At 39.0% G+C, this 16,038-nt stretch carries 14 protein-coding genes; 8 read left to right on the forward strand and 6 right to left on the reverse strand.

Annotated elements, in window-relative coordinates; all coding sequences use genetic code 11:
- Nucleotides 1-147: 147 nt before the first annotated feature.
- The 5 genes from FFS26_RS05480 to FFS26_RS05500 form a co-directional block, all read right to left on the reverse strand.
- The gene (locus tag FFS26_RS05480) at nt 148-1,563 is read right to left on the reverse strand and encodes an efflux transporter outer membrane subunit (RefSeq protein ID WP_137904493.1); all 1,416 of its coding nucleotides are present in this window, start codon (nt 1,561-1,563) and stop codon (nt 148-150) included.
- Complete coding sequence (locus tag FFS26_RS05485; RefSeq protein WP_137904494.1) at nt 1,550-4,708, reverse strand: efflux RND transporter permease subunit; 3,159 nt, start codon at nt 4,706-4,708, stop codon at nt 1,550-1,552. Before FFS26_RS05485 ends, FFS26_RS05480 begins: the two co-directional genes overlap by 14 nt.
- A gap of 29 nt (nt 4,709-4,737) precedes the next feature.
- Nucleotides 4,738-5,859, reverse strand: a complete 1,122-nt coding sequence (locus FFS26_RS05490) for an efflux RND transporter periplasmic adaptor subunit (protein WP_137904495.1) — start codon at nt 5,857-5,859, stop codon at nt 4,738-4,740.
- Between the two features lie 401 nt (nt 5,860-6,260).
- Entirely contained in the window at nt 6,261-7,025 is a 765-nt protein-coding gene (locus FFS26_RS05495; RefSeq protein ID WP_110009065.1) for a LytR/AlgR family response regulator transcription factor, read from the reverse strand.
- The gene (locus FFS26_RS05500) at nt 7,022-8,140 is read right to left on the reverse strand and encodes a sensor histidine kinase (protein WP_110009064.1); all 1,119 of its coding nucleotides are present in this window, start codon (nt 8,138-8,140) and stop codon (nt 7,022-7,024) included. Before FFS26_RS05500 ends, FFS26_RS05495 begins: the two co-directional genes overlap by 4 nt.
- A gap of 229 nt (nt 8,141-8,369) precedes the next feature.
- On the opposite strand from FFS26_RS05500, the gene FFS26_RS05505 reads away from it, so the two are divergent.
- Nucleotides 8,370-9,194, forward strand: a complete 825-nt coding sequence (locus FFS26_RS05505) for a universal stress protein (RefSeq protein WP_137904496.1) — start codon at nt 8,370-8,372, stop codon at nt 9,192-9,194.
- Nucleotides 9,195-9,308: 114 nt separating this feature from the next.
- On the opposite strand, the gene FFS26_RS05510 is transcribed toward FFS26_RS05505, so the two are convergent.
- On the reverse strand, nt 9,309-10,256 hold the full coding sequence (locus FFS26_RS05510) for an NADP-dependent oxidoreductase (protein WP_110009062.1): 948 nt from the start codon (nt 10,254-10,256) through the stop codon (nt 9,309-9,311).
- Nucleotides 10,257-10,376: 120 nt separating this feature from the next.
- Here FFS26_RS05510 and FFS26_RS05515 point away from each other — a divergent pair, with 120 nt between their 5' ends.
- The 7 genes from FFS26_RS05515 to FFS26_RS05545 all read left to right on the forward strand — a co-directional run bounded on the left by FFS26_RS05515 (nt 10,377) and on the right by FFS26_RS05545 (nt 15,765).
- Nucleotides 10,377-10,724 carry a winged helix-turn-helix transcriptional regulator gene (locus tag FFS26_RS05515; protein ID WP_137904497.1) on the forward strand — a complete coding sequence of 116 codons (348 nt, stop codon included), beginning with the start codon at nt 10,377-10,379 and terminating at the stop codon, nt 10,722-10,724.
- Nucleotides 10,725-10,943: 219 nt separating this feature from the next.
- Nucleotides 10,944-11,489: a hypothetical protein gene (locus tag FFS26_RS05520; protein ID WP_137904498.1), complete on the forward strand. Its 546-nt coding sequence runs from the start codon at nt 10,944-10,946 to the stop codon at nt 11,487-11,489.
- 13 nt (nt 11,490-11,502) lie between these two features.
- Nucleotides 11,503-12,147, forward strand: a complete 645-nt coding sequence (locus FFS26_RS05525; RefSeq protein ID WP_110009059.1) for a hypothetical protein — start codon at nt 11,503-11,505, stop codon at nt 12,145-12,147.
- Between the two features lie 13 nt (nt 12,148-12,160).
- Nucleotides 12,161-12,931 (forward strand): sensor histidine kinase, encoded by a 771-nt coding sequence (locus FFS26_RS05530; protein WP_137904499.1) that lies wholly within the window; start codon nt 12,161-12,163, stop codon nt 12,929-12,931.
- Nucleotides 12,928-13,572 (forward strand): response regulator transcription factor, encoded by a 645-nt coding sequence (locus FFS26_RS05535; RefSeq protein ID WP_062672986.1) that lies wholly within the window; start codon nt 12,928-12,930, stop codon nt 13,570-13,572. The genes FFS26_RS05530 and FFS26_RS05535 overlap by 4 nt, the downstream gene beginning before the upstream one ends.
- A 263-nt stretch (nt 13,573-13,835) precedes the next feature.
- A complete protein-coding gene (locus FFS26_RS05540; protein ID WP_137904500.1) occupies nt 13,836-14,681 on the forward strand; it encodes a caspase domain-containing protein in 846 nt (281 codons plus the stop codon).
- A 73-nt stretch (nt 14,682-14,754) separates the two neighbouring features.
- Entirely contained in the window at nt 14,755-15,765 is a 1,011-nt protein-coding gene (locus FFS26_RS05545; protein WP_110009056.1) for a trypsin-like serine peptidase, read from the forward strand.
- The last annotated feature ends 273 nt before the right edge of the window (nt 15,766-16,038 follow it).

The raw sequence follows: 16,038 nt of genomic DNA on the forward strand, positions 1-16,038 counted from the left end.
TATAACCAATTGATTTTGTGAACGTAAAATTTCATCTCTTCATTGCAAATTCCATACCTGTTAGATAATAGAGTTATATTGATGCGTCAAAACAGCAAAAAGGAAACTACATGTATAGCTTCCTTTTCATTATTTACCCGTTGTATTTTATTGTATTCCTCCTCCAAGTGCTCTGTAAAGATCAACCTCAGCATTTAGTTTTTCAAGGGTAACATTGATGGTTTCCAGATCATTCTGCAGTTTATTGTTCTGGGCAGTGATGACTTCCAGATAGGTTGCCATACCACTTTTATACAGCTTCAACGCATCATTGATTCCCTTGTCCAGAATTGCTGTTCTCTGTTCTAAAAGCTGTAATCTTTCTGAAGAACCTTTAGACTTTGCCATAGCATCGGAAACCTCTCCCACAGCTGTCATTACAGATTGTTTAAAATTGATGGCTGCTTTTTCCTGTTCAATCAAAGCTGTTTCATACGCTGTTTTCAATTCTTTTTTCTGAAAAACAGGCGCAGCAAGATTAGCAGCAATCGCTTTGGTAATAGATCCAGGAATATCAAACCATGAACTGAATTTATTGGAATTGACTCCTATTTGCGGGCTTAAACTGATACTCGGATACATGGCTGCTTTTGCCAGTCCGGTTTTTGAGTTCAGGCTAATTACGTTGAACTCTGCCATCTTCAGATCCGGTCTACGGCTCAGCAGTTGTGCCGGTAATCCTTCAGACAGTTTGTTTTCGGGAATCATTGTTTTAAGGGTTCCTTCTCTTTCTATCTTCGCGGGATATTCTCCGCAAAGGATGCTCAAAGCATTTTCCTGAATCGAAATATTCTGTTTTGCCAAAGGAATCAGCAGCTCAGCGGTTTTCTTCTGTGCTTCCGATTGCTGAACCGCCAATGAATTGATCTGTCCTGCCGCAAACTGAAGATTCGTCATTTTAAGGGTATTGTCACTCAGCTCAATATTCTGTTCGGCTATTTTCAGCTGTTCATCAAGACTGATCAGATTATAATAAGCCTGAGCTACCTGAACGACGATTCTGCTTTTGATGGCATTTAAATTTTCTTTTTGTCCAAAATATTCTGCTGCCGCGGATTCTTTCTGCATTTTCGCTTTTCCCCAAATGTCTACTTCCCAGGAAAGCCTCAATGCAGCACTGAAATCATCCATATATTTTGTGCCGACAAACTGTTCGTTCAGAGAGCCGTTAAGGGTATTTTTGGAAGCCCAGCTTCTGTTGGCACCTGCTGTAAGATCTAATGTTGGCATCAGACCCAGCTTAGCTTGTTTATAAATCAGATCCAGCTGTTCTATATTTTTCAAAGCGACATTCACTTCATTGTTTCTTGATAGGGCTTTATCTATCAGGCCTATCAACTTTGGATCTTTGAAAAATGTCTTCCAGGGAAGAATTACTGTATCTCCTGTCACCTGCACAGGTTCTTTGTAGGTTTCAGGAATCTGAAGGTCTGTTCTTGTATATTTTTTCCCTACGGCACAAGACATCAGTAGTGATGCCATTGCGCCTGAAATAAGGAAATTCTTTATATTAAATAGTGTCATTTGTCAATTGATTTTCTATCGTATTGTACTTCTTTTTGGCAGAAAATTTCTCATCCAGATACTGAAAGAACATGTAGAGTACAGGAATGACGAAAACTCCTAAAACCACTCCGCTCAACATTCCCATGGCAGCACTTGTACTGATGGATTTGTTTCCAGAAGCCATTCCTCCTGAAGAAATCATCAGTGGAACCATTCCCACAATAAAAGCTAATGATGTCATGATAATCGGACGTAACCTTGCTTTTGCCCCTTCCAATGAAGAATCCAGAATAGAAAGTCCTGCCTTACGCCTTTGTATGGCAAATTCTACAATAAGAATGGCATTTTTGGCCAATAAACCTATAAGCATGATGAGTCCTACCTGTACATAGATGTTGTTATCCAGTCCGATGGCTTTTATTCCTAAAAATGCGCCTACAATTCCTGTGGGGATGGAAAGCATTACCGCCAGAGGAAGAATATAACTTTCATATTGAGCGGCCAGCAGCAGATATACAAAAAGTAAACACAATCCGAAGATGGCAATCGTCTGGTTACCTGCTGATTTTTCTTCCAGACTCAACCCGGTCCATTCGTAGCTGTAGTCAGATGGCAGTTTGCTTAAAGTCTGTTCCAGTTTACCCATCAATTCTCCATTACTTACGCCTGGTTTTGGAGATACGTTGATATTTAATGAATTGTAAAGATTGTATCGCTGAACGGATTCCGGACCGTAGACTTTTTTCAAAGTAATCAGCGTATTCACTGGTACCATATCCCCTTTTTCATTTTTTACAAAAATATCATTGAAGGCCTGTTCATCCATTCTGAAAACACCGTCAGCTTTAATATTCACTCTATAGAACTTCCCGAATCTTGAAAAATTCTGAGACTGATCTCCCGAGAAATAGGTCTGAACAGTTCCCAACAGATTGGAAATGCTTACTCCCAGCTGTTTTGCTTTATCTTCGTTCACTTCCAGCTCCATCTGAGGATAATCTGCCCTGAACATGGTGTAGGCAAATGCTACTTCCGGAACCTGCATCAGCTGGCCGATCAGTTCATCTGCTTTCGCTTTAAGAACCTGAGGATCTCTTCCCATACGGTCCTGAAGTACGATTTCGGCATCATTCGTCATTCCGTATCCTTCTACCGGAGGCATTCTGAAGGTCATTACACTTCCTTCTTTGATCACTCCCAATTTTGCCGTCGCCATGTCTACCACTTCCTGGATATCCTGAACATCACCTCTTTCTTTCTTAGGCTTCAGCTTAACAAATCCCATCGCATAAGCAGGTCCCGCACTATTGCTGAGTAAGTTGTATCCTGTAATGGAAGTATTTTCCTGCACAGCCTCTACTCCTTTTAAGATATCATTGATCTTGTTGGAAACCTCTGTCGTTTTGGTCAATGCTGTTCCCGGAGGCATGCTTAAAGTGTACATAAAGAATCCGTCGTCTTCCATTGGTACAAAACTTTTTGGCGTACTTGACATCAGCCATCCTGCAACCCCGATAACGGCTATGATTAATCCTCCTGCAATCCATTTTCTTCCTATTAAAAAGCGTACTCCCTTTACATAGCGGTTGGTCATATTATTGAAGCCCGCATTGAATGCTACCGCAAATCTTTGCCCGAATCCTTTTGGTTTTTTGCCTTCTCCCGAGTGATTGTTTTTCAGAAACACGGCACACAAAGCCGGAGTTAATGTCAATGCGTTAACCGCTGAAATAATAATGGCTATGGCCAATGTATACGCAAACTGCTTATAGAATAATCCTGCTGAACCGGACATAAATCCGATCGGGATAAATACCGCCGACATCACCAGTGTAATGGAAATAACCGCTCCTGTAATCTCGCTCATTGCCTTATGAGTAGCTTCTCTTCCGGAAAGGTCCGTTCCTTCCATATTACTGTGAACGGCTTCCACCACTACAATGGCATCATCTACTACAATCCCGATGGCCAGTACAAGGGCAAAAAGCGTCAGTACATTGATGGTAAATCCCAAGACCAGAAGGAAGAAGAAGGTACCTATAATCGCCACCGGAACCGCCACTGCCGGAATAATGGTAGATCTGAAATCCTGCAGGAATATAAATACCACAATAAATACAAGAATAAATGCTTCTATTAAAGTAGATTTTACTTGTCCTGTAGCCTCATCCAATCTTTCTTTGGTACTCATTACCTTCGTGTATTTGATACCCGGAGGAAATGATTTCGATAATTGATCAAGAGCTTTGTTTACGCCTATTTCAATCTGGTTGGCGTTGGATCCTGTAGTCTGCATAATCGCTACAGTAACCGCATTTTTTCCATTGGAAAGGTTATCTCCGGTATTTGAAATCGCTCCGAATTCTACACGGCCAACATCTTTTAACCTAATAACCTGGTTTCCTGTATTTTTAACAATGATATTTTCATATTGCTCCGGTTTGTTCTTTTTTCCTTTATATCGGATTACATATTCCAAGGCTGCATCAGATTCCTCCCCAAGCTTACCGGGAGCCGATTCCAAACTGTGGTCTGCAATCGCTCTGGAAACATCTGCCGGTTCAAGCCCGTACGATGACATTTTCTGAGGGTTTAGCCATATTCTCATGGAATAATCTTTCAACCCGAAAACCATGGCCTGTCCTACCCCTTTTACTCTTTTGACCTGAGGAATAAGATTGATATTCGCATAGTTCTGAAGGAAGGTTTCATCGTATTGCTTATTATCTTCCGTATAAATATTGAAAATCAACACCATACTGTTCTGCTGCTTGGAGGTGGTCAATCCCATTCTCACTACCTCCTGCGGTAGTATCGGGGTGGCCTGCTGTACTCTGTTTTGCACGTTTACGGCTGCCTGATCAGCATTCACTCCCTGTTTGAATATAATGGAGATCGAGAATGTTCCGTCATTACTTGCCGTAGATTTCATGTATTCCATATCTTCCACTCCATTGATCTGCTCTTCCAGCGGTGTTACCACAGAACGGATCACGGTTTCACTGTTTCCTCCGGGGTATGATCCTGAAACGGTAATCGTGGGCGGAGAAATATCCGGGAATCTGGTCACCGCCAGCTGGTTTAATCCTATAATCCCTAAAATAACAATGATAAGGGATATTACCGTCGCCAGTACAGGACGGTCTATTATCTTTTTTAACATTTTTGAATTTTCTAAGAAAGGTTATACAACTATTTCAAAGGAACAGTGTGTGCCACCACCTGTGCTCCGTCTGTAAGAGCATCAATTCTGTTAATGGCAATCTTATCTCCTGCCTTCACGCCTTCTTTGATGAAGTAATCCTGGGAGGTACTTCCTGAAACGGTAATCTGGGTCATTTTCACTTTATCCTTACCATTCAGTTTATAAACAAAGAATTTGTCCTGAATATCTTTTACAGAGGTTTTCGGAAGTTTAATCACACCATTCAGGGCATTATGAATCATCACTCTGGCTGTTCCTCCGGCTCTTAATAATTTATCCGGATTCTGGAAAACAGCTTTCATCTGAATACTTCCGGTATTTCTGTCGAAATTTCCGCTGGCATTTTCCAGTTTTCCTTTAAGAGAATAAGTGGAACCGTCTGCCAGGATAAGCTCTACATTTTCTGCTGTATTTCCTGATGCTGCCGCTCTGCTGTGCGCAATAAAATCAGCTTCATTCATGGAGAAGTACACATTCACGGTGTTGATGCTTGAAAGCGTGGTTAGTGGTGATGGATCAGACGGGCTGATAAGATTTCCTACTCTGTTCGGAATTCTGCCTATGTATCCGCTCACCGGTGCTTTGATATACGTAAAATTGGCGTTAATCTTTGAGGATCCCAATGATGACTGTGCCTGTGCAACTTGTGCTGATGCCGCTTTATAACTCGCCTGAGCGGTTTTCAGCTGCATATCGGAAACTACTTTTCCTTCTACAAGAGGTTTCAGTTTTTCCACTTCAAGTCTTGCTGTTTCCTGTGCCGCCAACGCTGATTTCAAGGCTGCTTCATTGGTATTGACCTGCTCGTTGTACACCGATGGATTTATTCTGAAAAGGGTCTGCCCTTTATTTACATACTGCCCTTCTTTGATATATACTGCCTCCAGATATCCCGTTACCTGTGCTTTGATATCCACATTGTCCTGTCCTTCTATGCTTCCCGGATATCCTGTAGACACGTCAGCATCTCCGGATTTTACCTGAATAAAATCTGTAGGCAATGCCTGCTGCATCTGATGGGCATTCTCCTGACCGCTCCCGGAACCACACGAGTACAATATCGCTGCAGCTGTAAGTGAAAGTACCAGATATCCTTTTCTATAATTCATAACATTGGTTTTTAAATTTTACAGGAGCAAAATAACTTCATCTTATAGTGATATTCATTCAGAAGTTGGGTGAAGTGTCATTAATCGCAGATGAAACGTATGATAGGAAAAATGAAAAGAAAACCGCTATTTTCCTTTGTAATTATGACAAAAAAGAGATTTTTATGGGGAAATAAGAGTGAAACCATTAAGGATAAACATATGGATTTCACAAGTAAAACGAAAAAGAGGATGTCTCAAAAATGTCATTCTGAACACGGACTGAAAGTCTGCAAACGAAGTTCATAAATGTAGTGAAGAATCTCATGTATTGGGATATTGATGAGATTCTTCCTTCGTCAGAATGACATAGGTCAAATTATTTGATTTTTAAGACAGCTTCCTCTGTATTTTTTTTAGAATTAATAATCCATCCAGGATTTGAAAACGGAAGCTTTTTCCCGGCTTACAATCACTTCCATATCAGGCTGTTTCCTTAGTTCCAGCTTCAGTTTCCCATTAAAATGATTTAAAATCTGCTTAACGGAATTGATATGAATGATAAATTGTCTGTTGGCACGGAAAAAGAATTTAGGATCCAATTGTTTTTCAAGCTCTTCCAGGGTTTGCGGAACATTCTCCACCACTCCGGTATTCAGCATGGCTTTGCTGATTCCCAATTCGGTATAAAAATAGAGGATATCTTCTGCCAGCACGGTCTTATATCCATCTCTATGGGCAATGAGAAAACGTTTTCTGTAGTCTTTCGGCTGGATATAATTTAATAACCCTTCAATAGCTGTTCCTACTACCGGGACGGCTTCCATAAAGGTTTCATAGCGTTTTAAGGCGGCATCCAGCTCTTCTTCTTCAATAGGTTTCAGGAGGTAATCTACACTATTGTATTTGAATGCCTGGACAGCATATTCATCGTATGCTGTTGTAAATATGACGGCACTCTTAACTTCATGTTTGTTAAATATTTCAAAGCTGAGACCATCTGCAAGGCGCACATCCATCATAATAACATCCGGAACGACATTATTTTCCAGCCAGTGTACTGTTGAGGTAATCGAGTCTTCCACAGACAGAATTTCGATATGGGGTCTTAACTTCAACAACAGTCTTTTTAACCTGTCTGCATTGGGTCTTTCGTCTTCAACAATTAAAACTTTATTAATCTTCATATCAATGGGAGTTTTACTATAAATTTATCTTCAGTTTTTTCAATCACAGGTTTAGGATATCCTAAGATTTCGTATCGTGCAATGATATTGGTAAGTCCTACTCCCGAGGAATCAGGCTTGTTGATCAAAGGCAGAAATGTATTAGAAACTACCAGCTCTCCTTCAGGGTTTGTATAAACGTAAATTTCCAGAGGGTTTACTTTGGATGTCTGATTATGCTTAATAGCATTTTCAACCAGCAACTGTAAAGACAGCGGAAGGGTAAATCTGGATCTGTACTCTTCCTGAATATCTATTTTGAATATAACGCCTTCACCTATTCTTTTTTCAATCAAAAAGATATAGGATTCTAAAAATTTGAGTTCCTCTTCTACGGCGATAATGTCTTTTTTGGAATTTACTAATAAGTATCTGTATACTCTCGCAAATTTCTCGGAATACTCATACCCCAACTGCTGATCTTCGAGGATGAGTTCTGACAACACACTTAAGTTATTGAAAATAAAATGCGGATCTATCTGAAGCTTAAGTGCCTGAAGTTCTGCCGCCATTGCAGCCTGCTTGTGTTTTGATGCCCTCAGTTTGTGCTGGGCAGCTTCTACTGCTGTTTTTTTCCAGTTTTCCAATAAATAATCAACGGTATTAAAAGCACTGATAATCAACGATATGACAATATTAGTAGCAATCCATTGTCCCAGAAGTGTATATTCTTTGCGGGAATCCATTTCAGGTAATGTGACTGAAGTGCCATCCACGATTGCATTAATAATAATCACAATCAAAACACTTCCCACGATCTGAAGCAAACACTGAATGAATAACCGCTTTACGGTCCTGTTTCTCCAGGGAAGCCACTTATTGAGTGTTCTGTCTATAAATATACTTACCTCAGAAATGATAATGGAAAAAAAGACAATCCATGTGGCGTCTTCCAGAATCATTTTTAAAGGAGCATCAAGGTAGCCTTTCCAAACGGGATCAAAGGGATCAATAAGGTAGGAAAAAACACAGAAAGTGACCACTGCTAACGCCCAGATCACCAGCCTTCTTTTCATGGTGGAAAGAATCTTCTTATTCCGTACTATTTTTTTCCTGATGGCAGAAATGCTGTTCATATCCGGGACTTTATGAATGTAAATATAGAAATAGATTTTATATGAATATCTTCTATTTTGGACGAGACCGCCAAAACAATACCTGAAACGTAAAATAGCAGAGTTAAAATGAATGTAACGGTTCATCACCTGAAAAAGACATTTCATCATCATTTTATGCAACATCACAGTATTTTTATAATCAGGGAATAACTGTCTATCATAGTTTTGTGGTATTAAATCCGGTACAATGAAAACAATAATTGTCTGCACAGATTTTTCCCACGAAGCTGAAAATGCCACTAATTATGCAGCATCTATGGCTAAAGAAAACAAATACAGGATTGTGCTTTTCAATCTTCAATCCGTTTCCATCCATGCCCTGAATGCACAGGTTTCTGCTGATTTTTTCTACACTCAAACGCTTAAAAATCAGAAAAAAATGGAGGATAAGGCGGCGGAGCTTAAAAGATTATATACTGTCGAAACCCAGCATCATCTGGCTTCCGGCAATTTTATTGAAGAGCTTGAAAACTGTATGCAGATTCACGATTGTGATTTTATTGTAATGGGAATGGCTGAAAAAACTCTGGAACAAAAGCTTTTAGGAAACAGTGTAACAAGAGCTATCCACAGAATTAAAAAACCGATACTCATTGTTCCTGCCCACATAGAATATACTGGAATCCAAAAAATACTTTTTGCTTATGATACGCACAAAAGCATGACCTGGTCTGCCATGAATGATATTTACCACTTTATTAATGAATTCAATGCTGAGATTGAGGTTTTCAATGTCAGTGAAAGATTAGAAGATTTTGCTGAAGTTATTCATGATATTGATCTGAACTCCGGATATGATCTGGATGATATTAAGTATAGCTTTAAAATGATTCAATCCATTGAGGTCATCAAAGCTATTGAAGAGGAAATAAGACTGACGGGGCCAGACCTTTTAACCATGATTCCTTATAAATATAATCTTGTAGAATCTCTTTTCCATCGAAGCAAAACAGCCATAATGGCCTATAAAAATAAAATACCATTACTATCAATTCCCCTAAACATAGATTAAGAATCAATAAAAATCTGTTCACATTTGAATTATCCTTTTTGCCTGCAAAGGCTAAATTTTACACTTAATCTTGTTTGACAGGACCGGGAATAGATTTCCGGTCCTGTTTTTATTTTACAGATTTACTATTACTTTTCCTGCAACGCGGCTGGTCTCAACCTCCAGGTGTGCCAGTGCTATGTCTTCAAACGGGAAAGTTTTATAAACAAATGGTTTCAATGCTTCCTGCTTCAATAAGCCCGCAATTGCTTCTGCAGTTTCTTTTTTAGACTGTACCATCATAAACTCAATATTCACCTTTTTCTGCCTGGCTCTCAATGCAATATCCTCAGGAATCTCAGGCGTCGGAAGTGTTATGATAATACCATTCTCTTTTACAATATCTACCGAATCCGACAGCGTTTTTCCCTGAAGGGTATCTATGACGATATCTGCATCCTGCACCTTTTCATAAAAGTTTTCCGTTGTATAATCAATATGTTCATCAGCTCCAAGCGACAAAACAAATTCTTTATTTTTACCGGATGATATGCCGATAACATACGCTCCGAAATGCTTCGCCATCTGAACAGCAAAATGACCGACACCACCTGAAGCGGCATGGACCAGAACCCTGCTTCCTTTTTTAATTCCGGCAACATCCACTAAGGCCTGATATGCCGTTGAAGCAGCCATTGAGGCCGCGGCAGCCTGCTGATGGGTAATATTCTTAGGCTTTAATGCCAGATGAGCCGCCGGGGCAGCCACATATTCTGCATAGGCATTTCCTTTTCCAAAAAAATTGACCATTCCGAAGACTTCATCTCCCGGTTTAAAATCAGTTACACTTTTCCCGGTTTCTACGACTTCTCCCGAGATATCCCATCCTAAAATAACGGGCCTCTTTTCTTCAAAAATCCAGTTCAGAACTCCTTCATATGCTCTGGACTTTACATCTACAGGATTAATGCTTACCGATACTACTTTTACCAATACTTCATCATTTCCTATGACAGGCTTATCTATTTCCGTAAATTGAAGATTTTCAACGCCTCCTGCTTCGTTTACAATAACAGCTTTCATTTTTTTTGATTTTAATTATCGGGCAAATGTAGTCTCATCATATCTTTGCAGCAAGTATGTACTTTTTGGTAATCTACATACTAAAAACATACTAATACTGATTATCAAACCATTGAAAAAATGTTAAAAATAAAAAAAGTTACCAATGAGCCATCCTGTCCTGTTGATTATGCCTTTAAACGGATTGGAGGAAAGTACAAAGGCCGTATTTTATGGTATCTTCATCTGAAGACAGTTATGCGGTATGGCGAACTTCGTAAAACCCTTTCTGATATTACTCCTAAAATGCTTACCCAGACTGTCCGGGAGCTGGAAGATGACGGGCTTATCCATAGAGAAGTGTATCACGAAGTTCCTCCTAAGGTAGAATATTCTCTAACGGAAACCGGTGCCGAGCTCATTCCTTTTATTGATTATCTGAGGCTATGGGGTGAAAAGCAGATTGAAAAAGAGAGAATAAAAAGGTAAACCATTTCCTTCAAAACCATGAATGTTCATCATGGTTTTAATTTTATTACTGAAGGAGTACCATTGGATATTTTTAATTAAAAAGAACAAACCTCATAATTCATATTCAACTGAATATCAAAAAGTCGTAAATTTAGTAAAGGATAAAAACAGTGTTTTCACCCTTTTTTATAGTTGTGCCGTTCGCTAATTTTGTTCCATAAAATTAAAACCATAAAAATGAAAACTTCCTTTTTTACTAAGATTTTAAGTCCCTTATGTGCAGCTCTTATTCTGGCATTTTGTCTGCTTAGCTGCACCGAACCTCCTAAAGAACCTGTAAGCAACAGTTATAAAAAGAAACTGATCAGCTACCGTGAAGGGCGAGTTCTTTTTGATGAATACACCAGAACCAATCATGAAATTCTCATGAAGTACAGAAACGGTGAACCCGATTCGAGATGGTACTGGTTTTCGCTTGAAGATATGGAAGGCTATATTAAATATGTAAAAGAAAATGCCAGAAAACAAAAATTAAAAAATCCAGGAATCAGGATCTACATGGGAAAATATCCAATGAATCATCCTAAAAACAGAATGGCAAAACCTGAATATGCAGGTTACCAAACTATATTTTTAGTACCTACTGCCCAAAAAAGAGAAAGAGAGAAGGCCATGGCCAGATCAGCCACCACCGAAGAAAACACAGACGTTACTTCAATAGAATCTATGAATATGACCAATCTGGCCCCGCCACCAAAAACGTTATCGGAAACAATGCCTTAAAAAACACAGCATTATGAACTGGAATATTGAAACAGGGAAACAGATATCGATGACCATTTCCATTGTAGTGATGATTCTAATGGTCATAAAATACAGAAAAACCGGAAAGGAGAATTTATTTTTTATCATAGGATATCTGTTGTTTTCCCTGATTGATATTTCCTGTTATTTCTATTTCAAGCTGACCAATCTGCCTACGGACATCTTCTATGTAATTGGTTTTTTAATGATTGTATTTTTTCTGTACTTACTGTATTATTACCAATTATTATATGTTCCGCTGCTCAAAAAGATACAGACCATCATCCTGGTTCTTTTTGTCCTCAATATTGTTGTGATGTTTTATACGGAAGATGATCTGCTTCATCATTTTTCTTTTAATATGCTCTATGCAGATATTCTTCTGTTGTTGTTTTCAATTATTTTGTTCCTGTATCAAACCTTTAATTCTGACAAAATATTAGAAATTAAAAACTATTTACCCTTCTGGATATCAGTATCTCTAATGATATTTTTTATCGGAAGCATTCCGATACTTTTTTTCAGAACTACTGTTTCAGAGACTATTTATTTTTTTATTTTATTTATGCTGAATCTGATCAGTAATGGCATACTCATATTGGGTTTAATCTGGAACAAACAGGAAAGAACAAGATAAATGCTTTGCAGATATGGAAGAGAATAATCTGGTCATCATCTTTACGATTACTTTATTCATCGTTGTTTTGACAATGGTCTTCATCTATGCGGTTTTTATCAGGAAAAAAACAACCCTGCTGATTGAGCAGAAGGAAAAAGATCTTCGGTTTGAAAAGGAACTGGCGACTTCCCAGGTAGAAATGAAAGAACAGACTCTGAATTATATCGGGCAGGAATTACATGATGATCTGGGTCAAAAACTATCCGTAGTCCGCTTACGCCAGAACCAATTGATTACCAAACTCCAAAATACAGAAAAAGAAGATCTCATCGAACTCAATGAATTATTGGGAGAATGTATACAGGATATCAGAAACCTGTCTAAAACATTGATTACTGAACAGATTATTCATTTCGGACTGGCAGAATCCATTGAAAGAGAAGTTAAGAGAATTAAAAAACTGAAATTATTAAAAATAGAATTCATCACACAAAAGCAGGATATTGATATTTCGCCTAAACACGGACTGATCCTTTTCAGAATTATCCAGGAAAGTATCAATAATATTCTGAAACATTCCAAAGCCAAAAATGTTTCCATACACATGGAGGATGACTGTGAAAAATTACATATCAGTATCTCGGACAACGGAAGAGGCTTTGATATCAATAGTAATCAGGACGGCTCAGGATTAAAAAATATGGAACTGAGAGCCAAACTGATTCACGCTGAACTATCTATACATTCAGAACTGAATAAAGGAACACAAACTTTGATAACCTATCATAAAAATTTATTATGAAAACTATTCCCATAGCGATCGTTGATGATCATACCTTAATCTCCAAAGCACTGGAGAATATGATCACAGAAAACACTCAATATCGGGTCATTATGAATCATCCCAACGGAGAAGAATTTATTGCAGGCGTGGAAAAAGCTTCTGAATTACCCGCTGTAGTCCTGATGGATGTCAATATGCCTTATAAAAATGGTATAGAAACTACAGAATGGCTTACAGAGCATTATCCTGATATTAAAGTCATTGCCCTTACCATGGATGATGATGAAAGAATATTGATTAAAATGCTGAAAGCAGGCGCTAAAGGCTATCTGCTGAAAGACATGCAGCCTTCTATCCTTTTCCAGGCTATTGAAACGGTATTTGAGAAAGGCAGCTTTTATACTGATTTTGTAGCCCAAAAGTTATTGAAAGTAAAAACAGAGGAAGCGAAAAATGCCTCCCTGCTTTCTGAGCTGAGAGACCGGGAGAAAGAATTTATCAAATGGGCCTGCAGCGAACTTACTTATAAGGAGATTGCTGACAAAATGTGCCTCAGTCCTAAAACCATTGATGGCTACAGAGATTCGGTTTTTGTGAAACTGGATATAAAAAACAGAGCGGGTCTGGTACTTTTTGCTTTGAAGCATGATTTGTGCTGACTTAATTTTTAATCCTATTTATTCCCTGAAAAAATAAACATCTTTACATTCTTTTTATGTATCCGGCAGCTTTTCAAGCTGCCGGATTTTTATTTCATAACTCACTCATATACAAACAAAAGGTGTTTTTCCTTTTTCAAAATACGGTTTTCTCCTCTGTTTTTGCTCTTCTGAAAGATGGAATTTTGTCATAGAAAAAAACACAAAAAGGCAGCACCCGAAAAGCCGGAACAGAGTAGGGAATATTTTTTAAAACTAATACAATGAAAAAAGCACTTATCGTAGGAATTAATGATTATGCACCCATCGGATACGGAGGTCCGGATCTTAACGGCTGTGTAAATGACGCGAGAGATATGGCAAACACATTGGTGATCTGTGGTTTTAGTCCGGCAAAGATTAAAATCCTGACCAATCAGAATGCTACAAGAGCGAATATATTGAACTATCTGAAATCCATGATCAGCACGAGTGTAAAAGGAGATTCTCTTGTTTTTTATTATTCAGGGCACGGAACCAGAGTGGCCAATATCGGATCGGATCTTGAACTGGATGGTTTGGACGAGGCTATTTGTCCGCATGATTATGCCAATAACGGTGTCATTCGTGATGATGATTTTAAAACCGTTCTCAGCAAGCTAAAAGCCGGAGTGAATATGGAAGTCATTTTCGACTGCTGCTACTCCGGAACGGGAACCCGAAAAATGGATCTGGGGCTGGAAGCTGATCTTCTCAACGAAACAGCCCGCTATATTCCTCCAATGCTTGAGGATGAATTTTATCTCACTTACGCCAGTGAAATGGAAACCTCTAAAAATTCAAAAAAATCAACCGTTCTCACTAAAGCGCTTGTGCCTGTTGCCGGAATGAATCATACGTTATGGGCTGCAGCAAAAGACAATCAGGTATCCATGGAAGGAAATATCAGCGGACAGATACGAGGCTATTTTACGTATCATTTCTGTAAAATATTGCGTGCTACCAACGGTAATATTGTAAGAAAAACTCTTGATAAACAGGTTGCCATTGCCTTAGCGGCTATGGGAGCTGCCCAGATCAACCAGACAGAAAGCATCACTGCAGAATTTTCACAAAAAATATTCACTTAACTAATAACCATTACCGGCGGAATCCGAAAAGCCCTCAAAAGAGTAGGAATTTACCAGATTAAAAATAATAATCATGTCAAAAATCGAAAACAACAATCCAATGACCGCTGAAGAAGTGTCAAGACTTAGAGCTGTCAAAGCAAAATCAACTGAAAAACCAGAAGCAGTTGAAAAACTATTTAAGCAGGCTCCCGCTATGGAAACCATTAACGGAAGAACTTTTCCTAAAGGAATGAAAACAATAGGAATGCCTATGGACGAAAAAACAGCAGAAAACCGGGCACTGGAAACCGACCATTTCTATCCTACCCATGCTGATTTCGAATACAATCCGAAGCTTGAACCGAAAAGAGACCGTAAACCTAAATTTATCGACAGAGATTCTTTCCTGACTCCTGAAAATGCAAGAACCATTTTTGGAGCCGATCAGAGAAAAGTATACAATTCTACTGCCTATCCATGGAGATGTGTCGGCAGAGTAGAAAGTTCTCTGGGGTCTGGAAGCGGTGTGATGATCGGACCAAGACACCTTCTTACCTGCTCTCACATTGTAGACTGGCAGCCTAATAATACAACGGGATGGCTGAAATTCACCCCAATGTATTACAACGGAAGCGCTCCTTACGGAACTGCCTGGGGTACCTTAACGTATTACAAGTATAAAGTGGCAGGACCTTCTATTGATTCTACAGAGATACAATATGATTATGTGGTAATTGTATTGGACAGACCTATCGGAAACAGTACAGGCTGGTTAGGTTCAAAATCCTATTCAGATTCATGGGACGGAGGTGCTTACTGGACTCACGCAGGCTATCCGGGAGACCTTACCGGAACGCAAAGACCTACCTACCAAACAGGTATCGCACTGGATGGAGATTTCTGGAGTGCTGATGACAACGAAAGCATGAGCCATAAAGCTGATATATGGCCTGGACAAAGCGGAGGTCCTTTCTGGGGATATTGGGATGGTTCTCCGTATGCTGTAGCGACTCAAAGCGCGCATAATCCAAGTGATAATTTTGCAAGTGGCGGCTCGGATTTAGTGAATCTGGTCATCAGAGCGAGAAATGAACATCCTTAATTTATTTTTTTAGTTTAATAACCCCGGCCGCCTTTGAAGGCGGCCGGGGTTTATTTCGGTTTAAAATGTTTCTAAAACTATTCCAAGTCATTATAAATTTGGCATTGGACTTGGCTTTGCCGCTTAACTTATTAATCGCGTTTTCATATCTCGGAAATATTTTATGTCTCCAAAAGTTCCATCTGAAAATTCTTCCTTATAATCTCCATTTCTTAATGTATCATGTAGAAACATTGGAAATACTTTATCCAAGTTTTGTTTATTTTTAGAAGA

Origin of the sequence: Chryseobacterium sp. 2VB (assembly GCF_005503635.1) — a bacterium.
Taxonomy (GTDB): Bacteria; Bacteroidota; Bacteroidia; order Flavobacteriales; family Weeksellaceae; genus Chryseobacterium; species Chryseobacterium cupriresistens.

Bases quoted from the DNA above. Each gene is read 5' to 3' on its own strand.
- FFS26_RS05495 (WP_110009065.1), bottom strand. From the start codon at position 7,025: ATGAAGATTAATAAAGTTTTAATTGTTGAAGACGAAAGACCCAATGCA.
- FFS26_RS05530 (WP_137904499.1), top strand. From the start codon at position 12,161: ATGGAAGAGAATAATCTGGTCATCATCTTTACGATTACTTTATTCATC.
- FFS26_RS05520 (WP_137904498.1), top strand. From the start codon at position 10,944: ATGAAAACTTCCTTTTTTACTAAGATTTTAAGTCCCTTATGTGCAGCT.
- FFS26_RS05510 (WP_110009062.1), bottom strand. From the start codon at position 10,256: ATGAAAGCTGTTATTGTAAACGAAGCAGGAGGCGTTGAAAATCTTCAA.
- FFS26_RS05500 (WP_110009064.1), bottom strand. From the start codon at position 8,140: ATGAACAGCATTTCTGCCATCAGGAAAAAAATAGTACGGAATAAGAAG.
- FFS26_RS05485 (WP_137904494.1), bottom strand. From the start codon at position 4,708: ATGTTAAAAAAGATAATAGACCGTCCTGTACTGGCGACGGTAATATCC.
- FFS26_RS05540 (WP_137904500.1), top strand. From the start codon at position 13,836: ATGAAAAAAGCACTTATCGTAGGAATTAATGATTATGCACCCATCGGA.
- FFS26_RS05515 (WP_137904497.1), top strand. From the start codon at position 10,377: ATGTTAAAAATAAAAAAAGTTACCAATGAGCCATCCTGTCCTGTTGAT.
- FFS26_RS05535 (WP_062672986.1), top strand. From the start codon at position 12,928: ATGAAAACTATTCCCATAGCGATCGTTGATGATCATACCTTAATCTCC.
- FFS26_RS05490 (WP_137904495.1), bottom strand. From the start codon at position 5,859: ATGAATTATAGAAAAGGATATCTGGTACTTTCACTTACAGCTGCAGCG.
- FFS26_RS05505 (WP_137904496.1), top strand. From the start codon at position 8,370: ATGAAAACAATAATTGTCTGCACAGATTTTTCCCACGAAGCTGAAAAT.
- FFS26_RS05525 (WP_110009059.1), top strand. From the start codon at position 11,503: ATGAACTGGAATATTGAAACAGGGAAACAGATATCGATGACCATTTCC.
- FFS26_RS05545 (WP_110009056.1), top strand. From the start codon at position 14,755: ATGTCAAAAATCGAAAACAACAATCCAATGACCGCTGAAGAAGTGTCA.
- FFS26_RS05480 (WP_137904493.1), bottom strand. From the start codon at position 1,563: ATGACACTATTTAATATAAAGAATTTCCTTATTTCAGGCGCAATGGCA.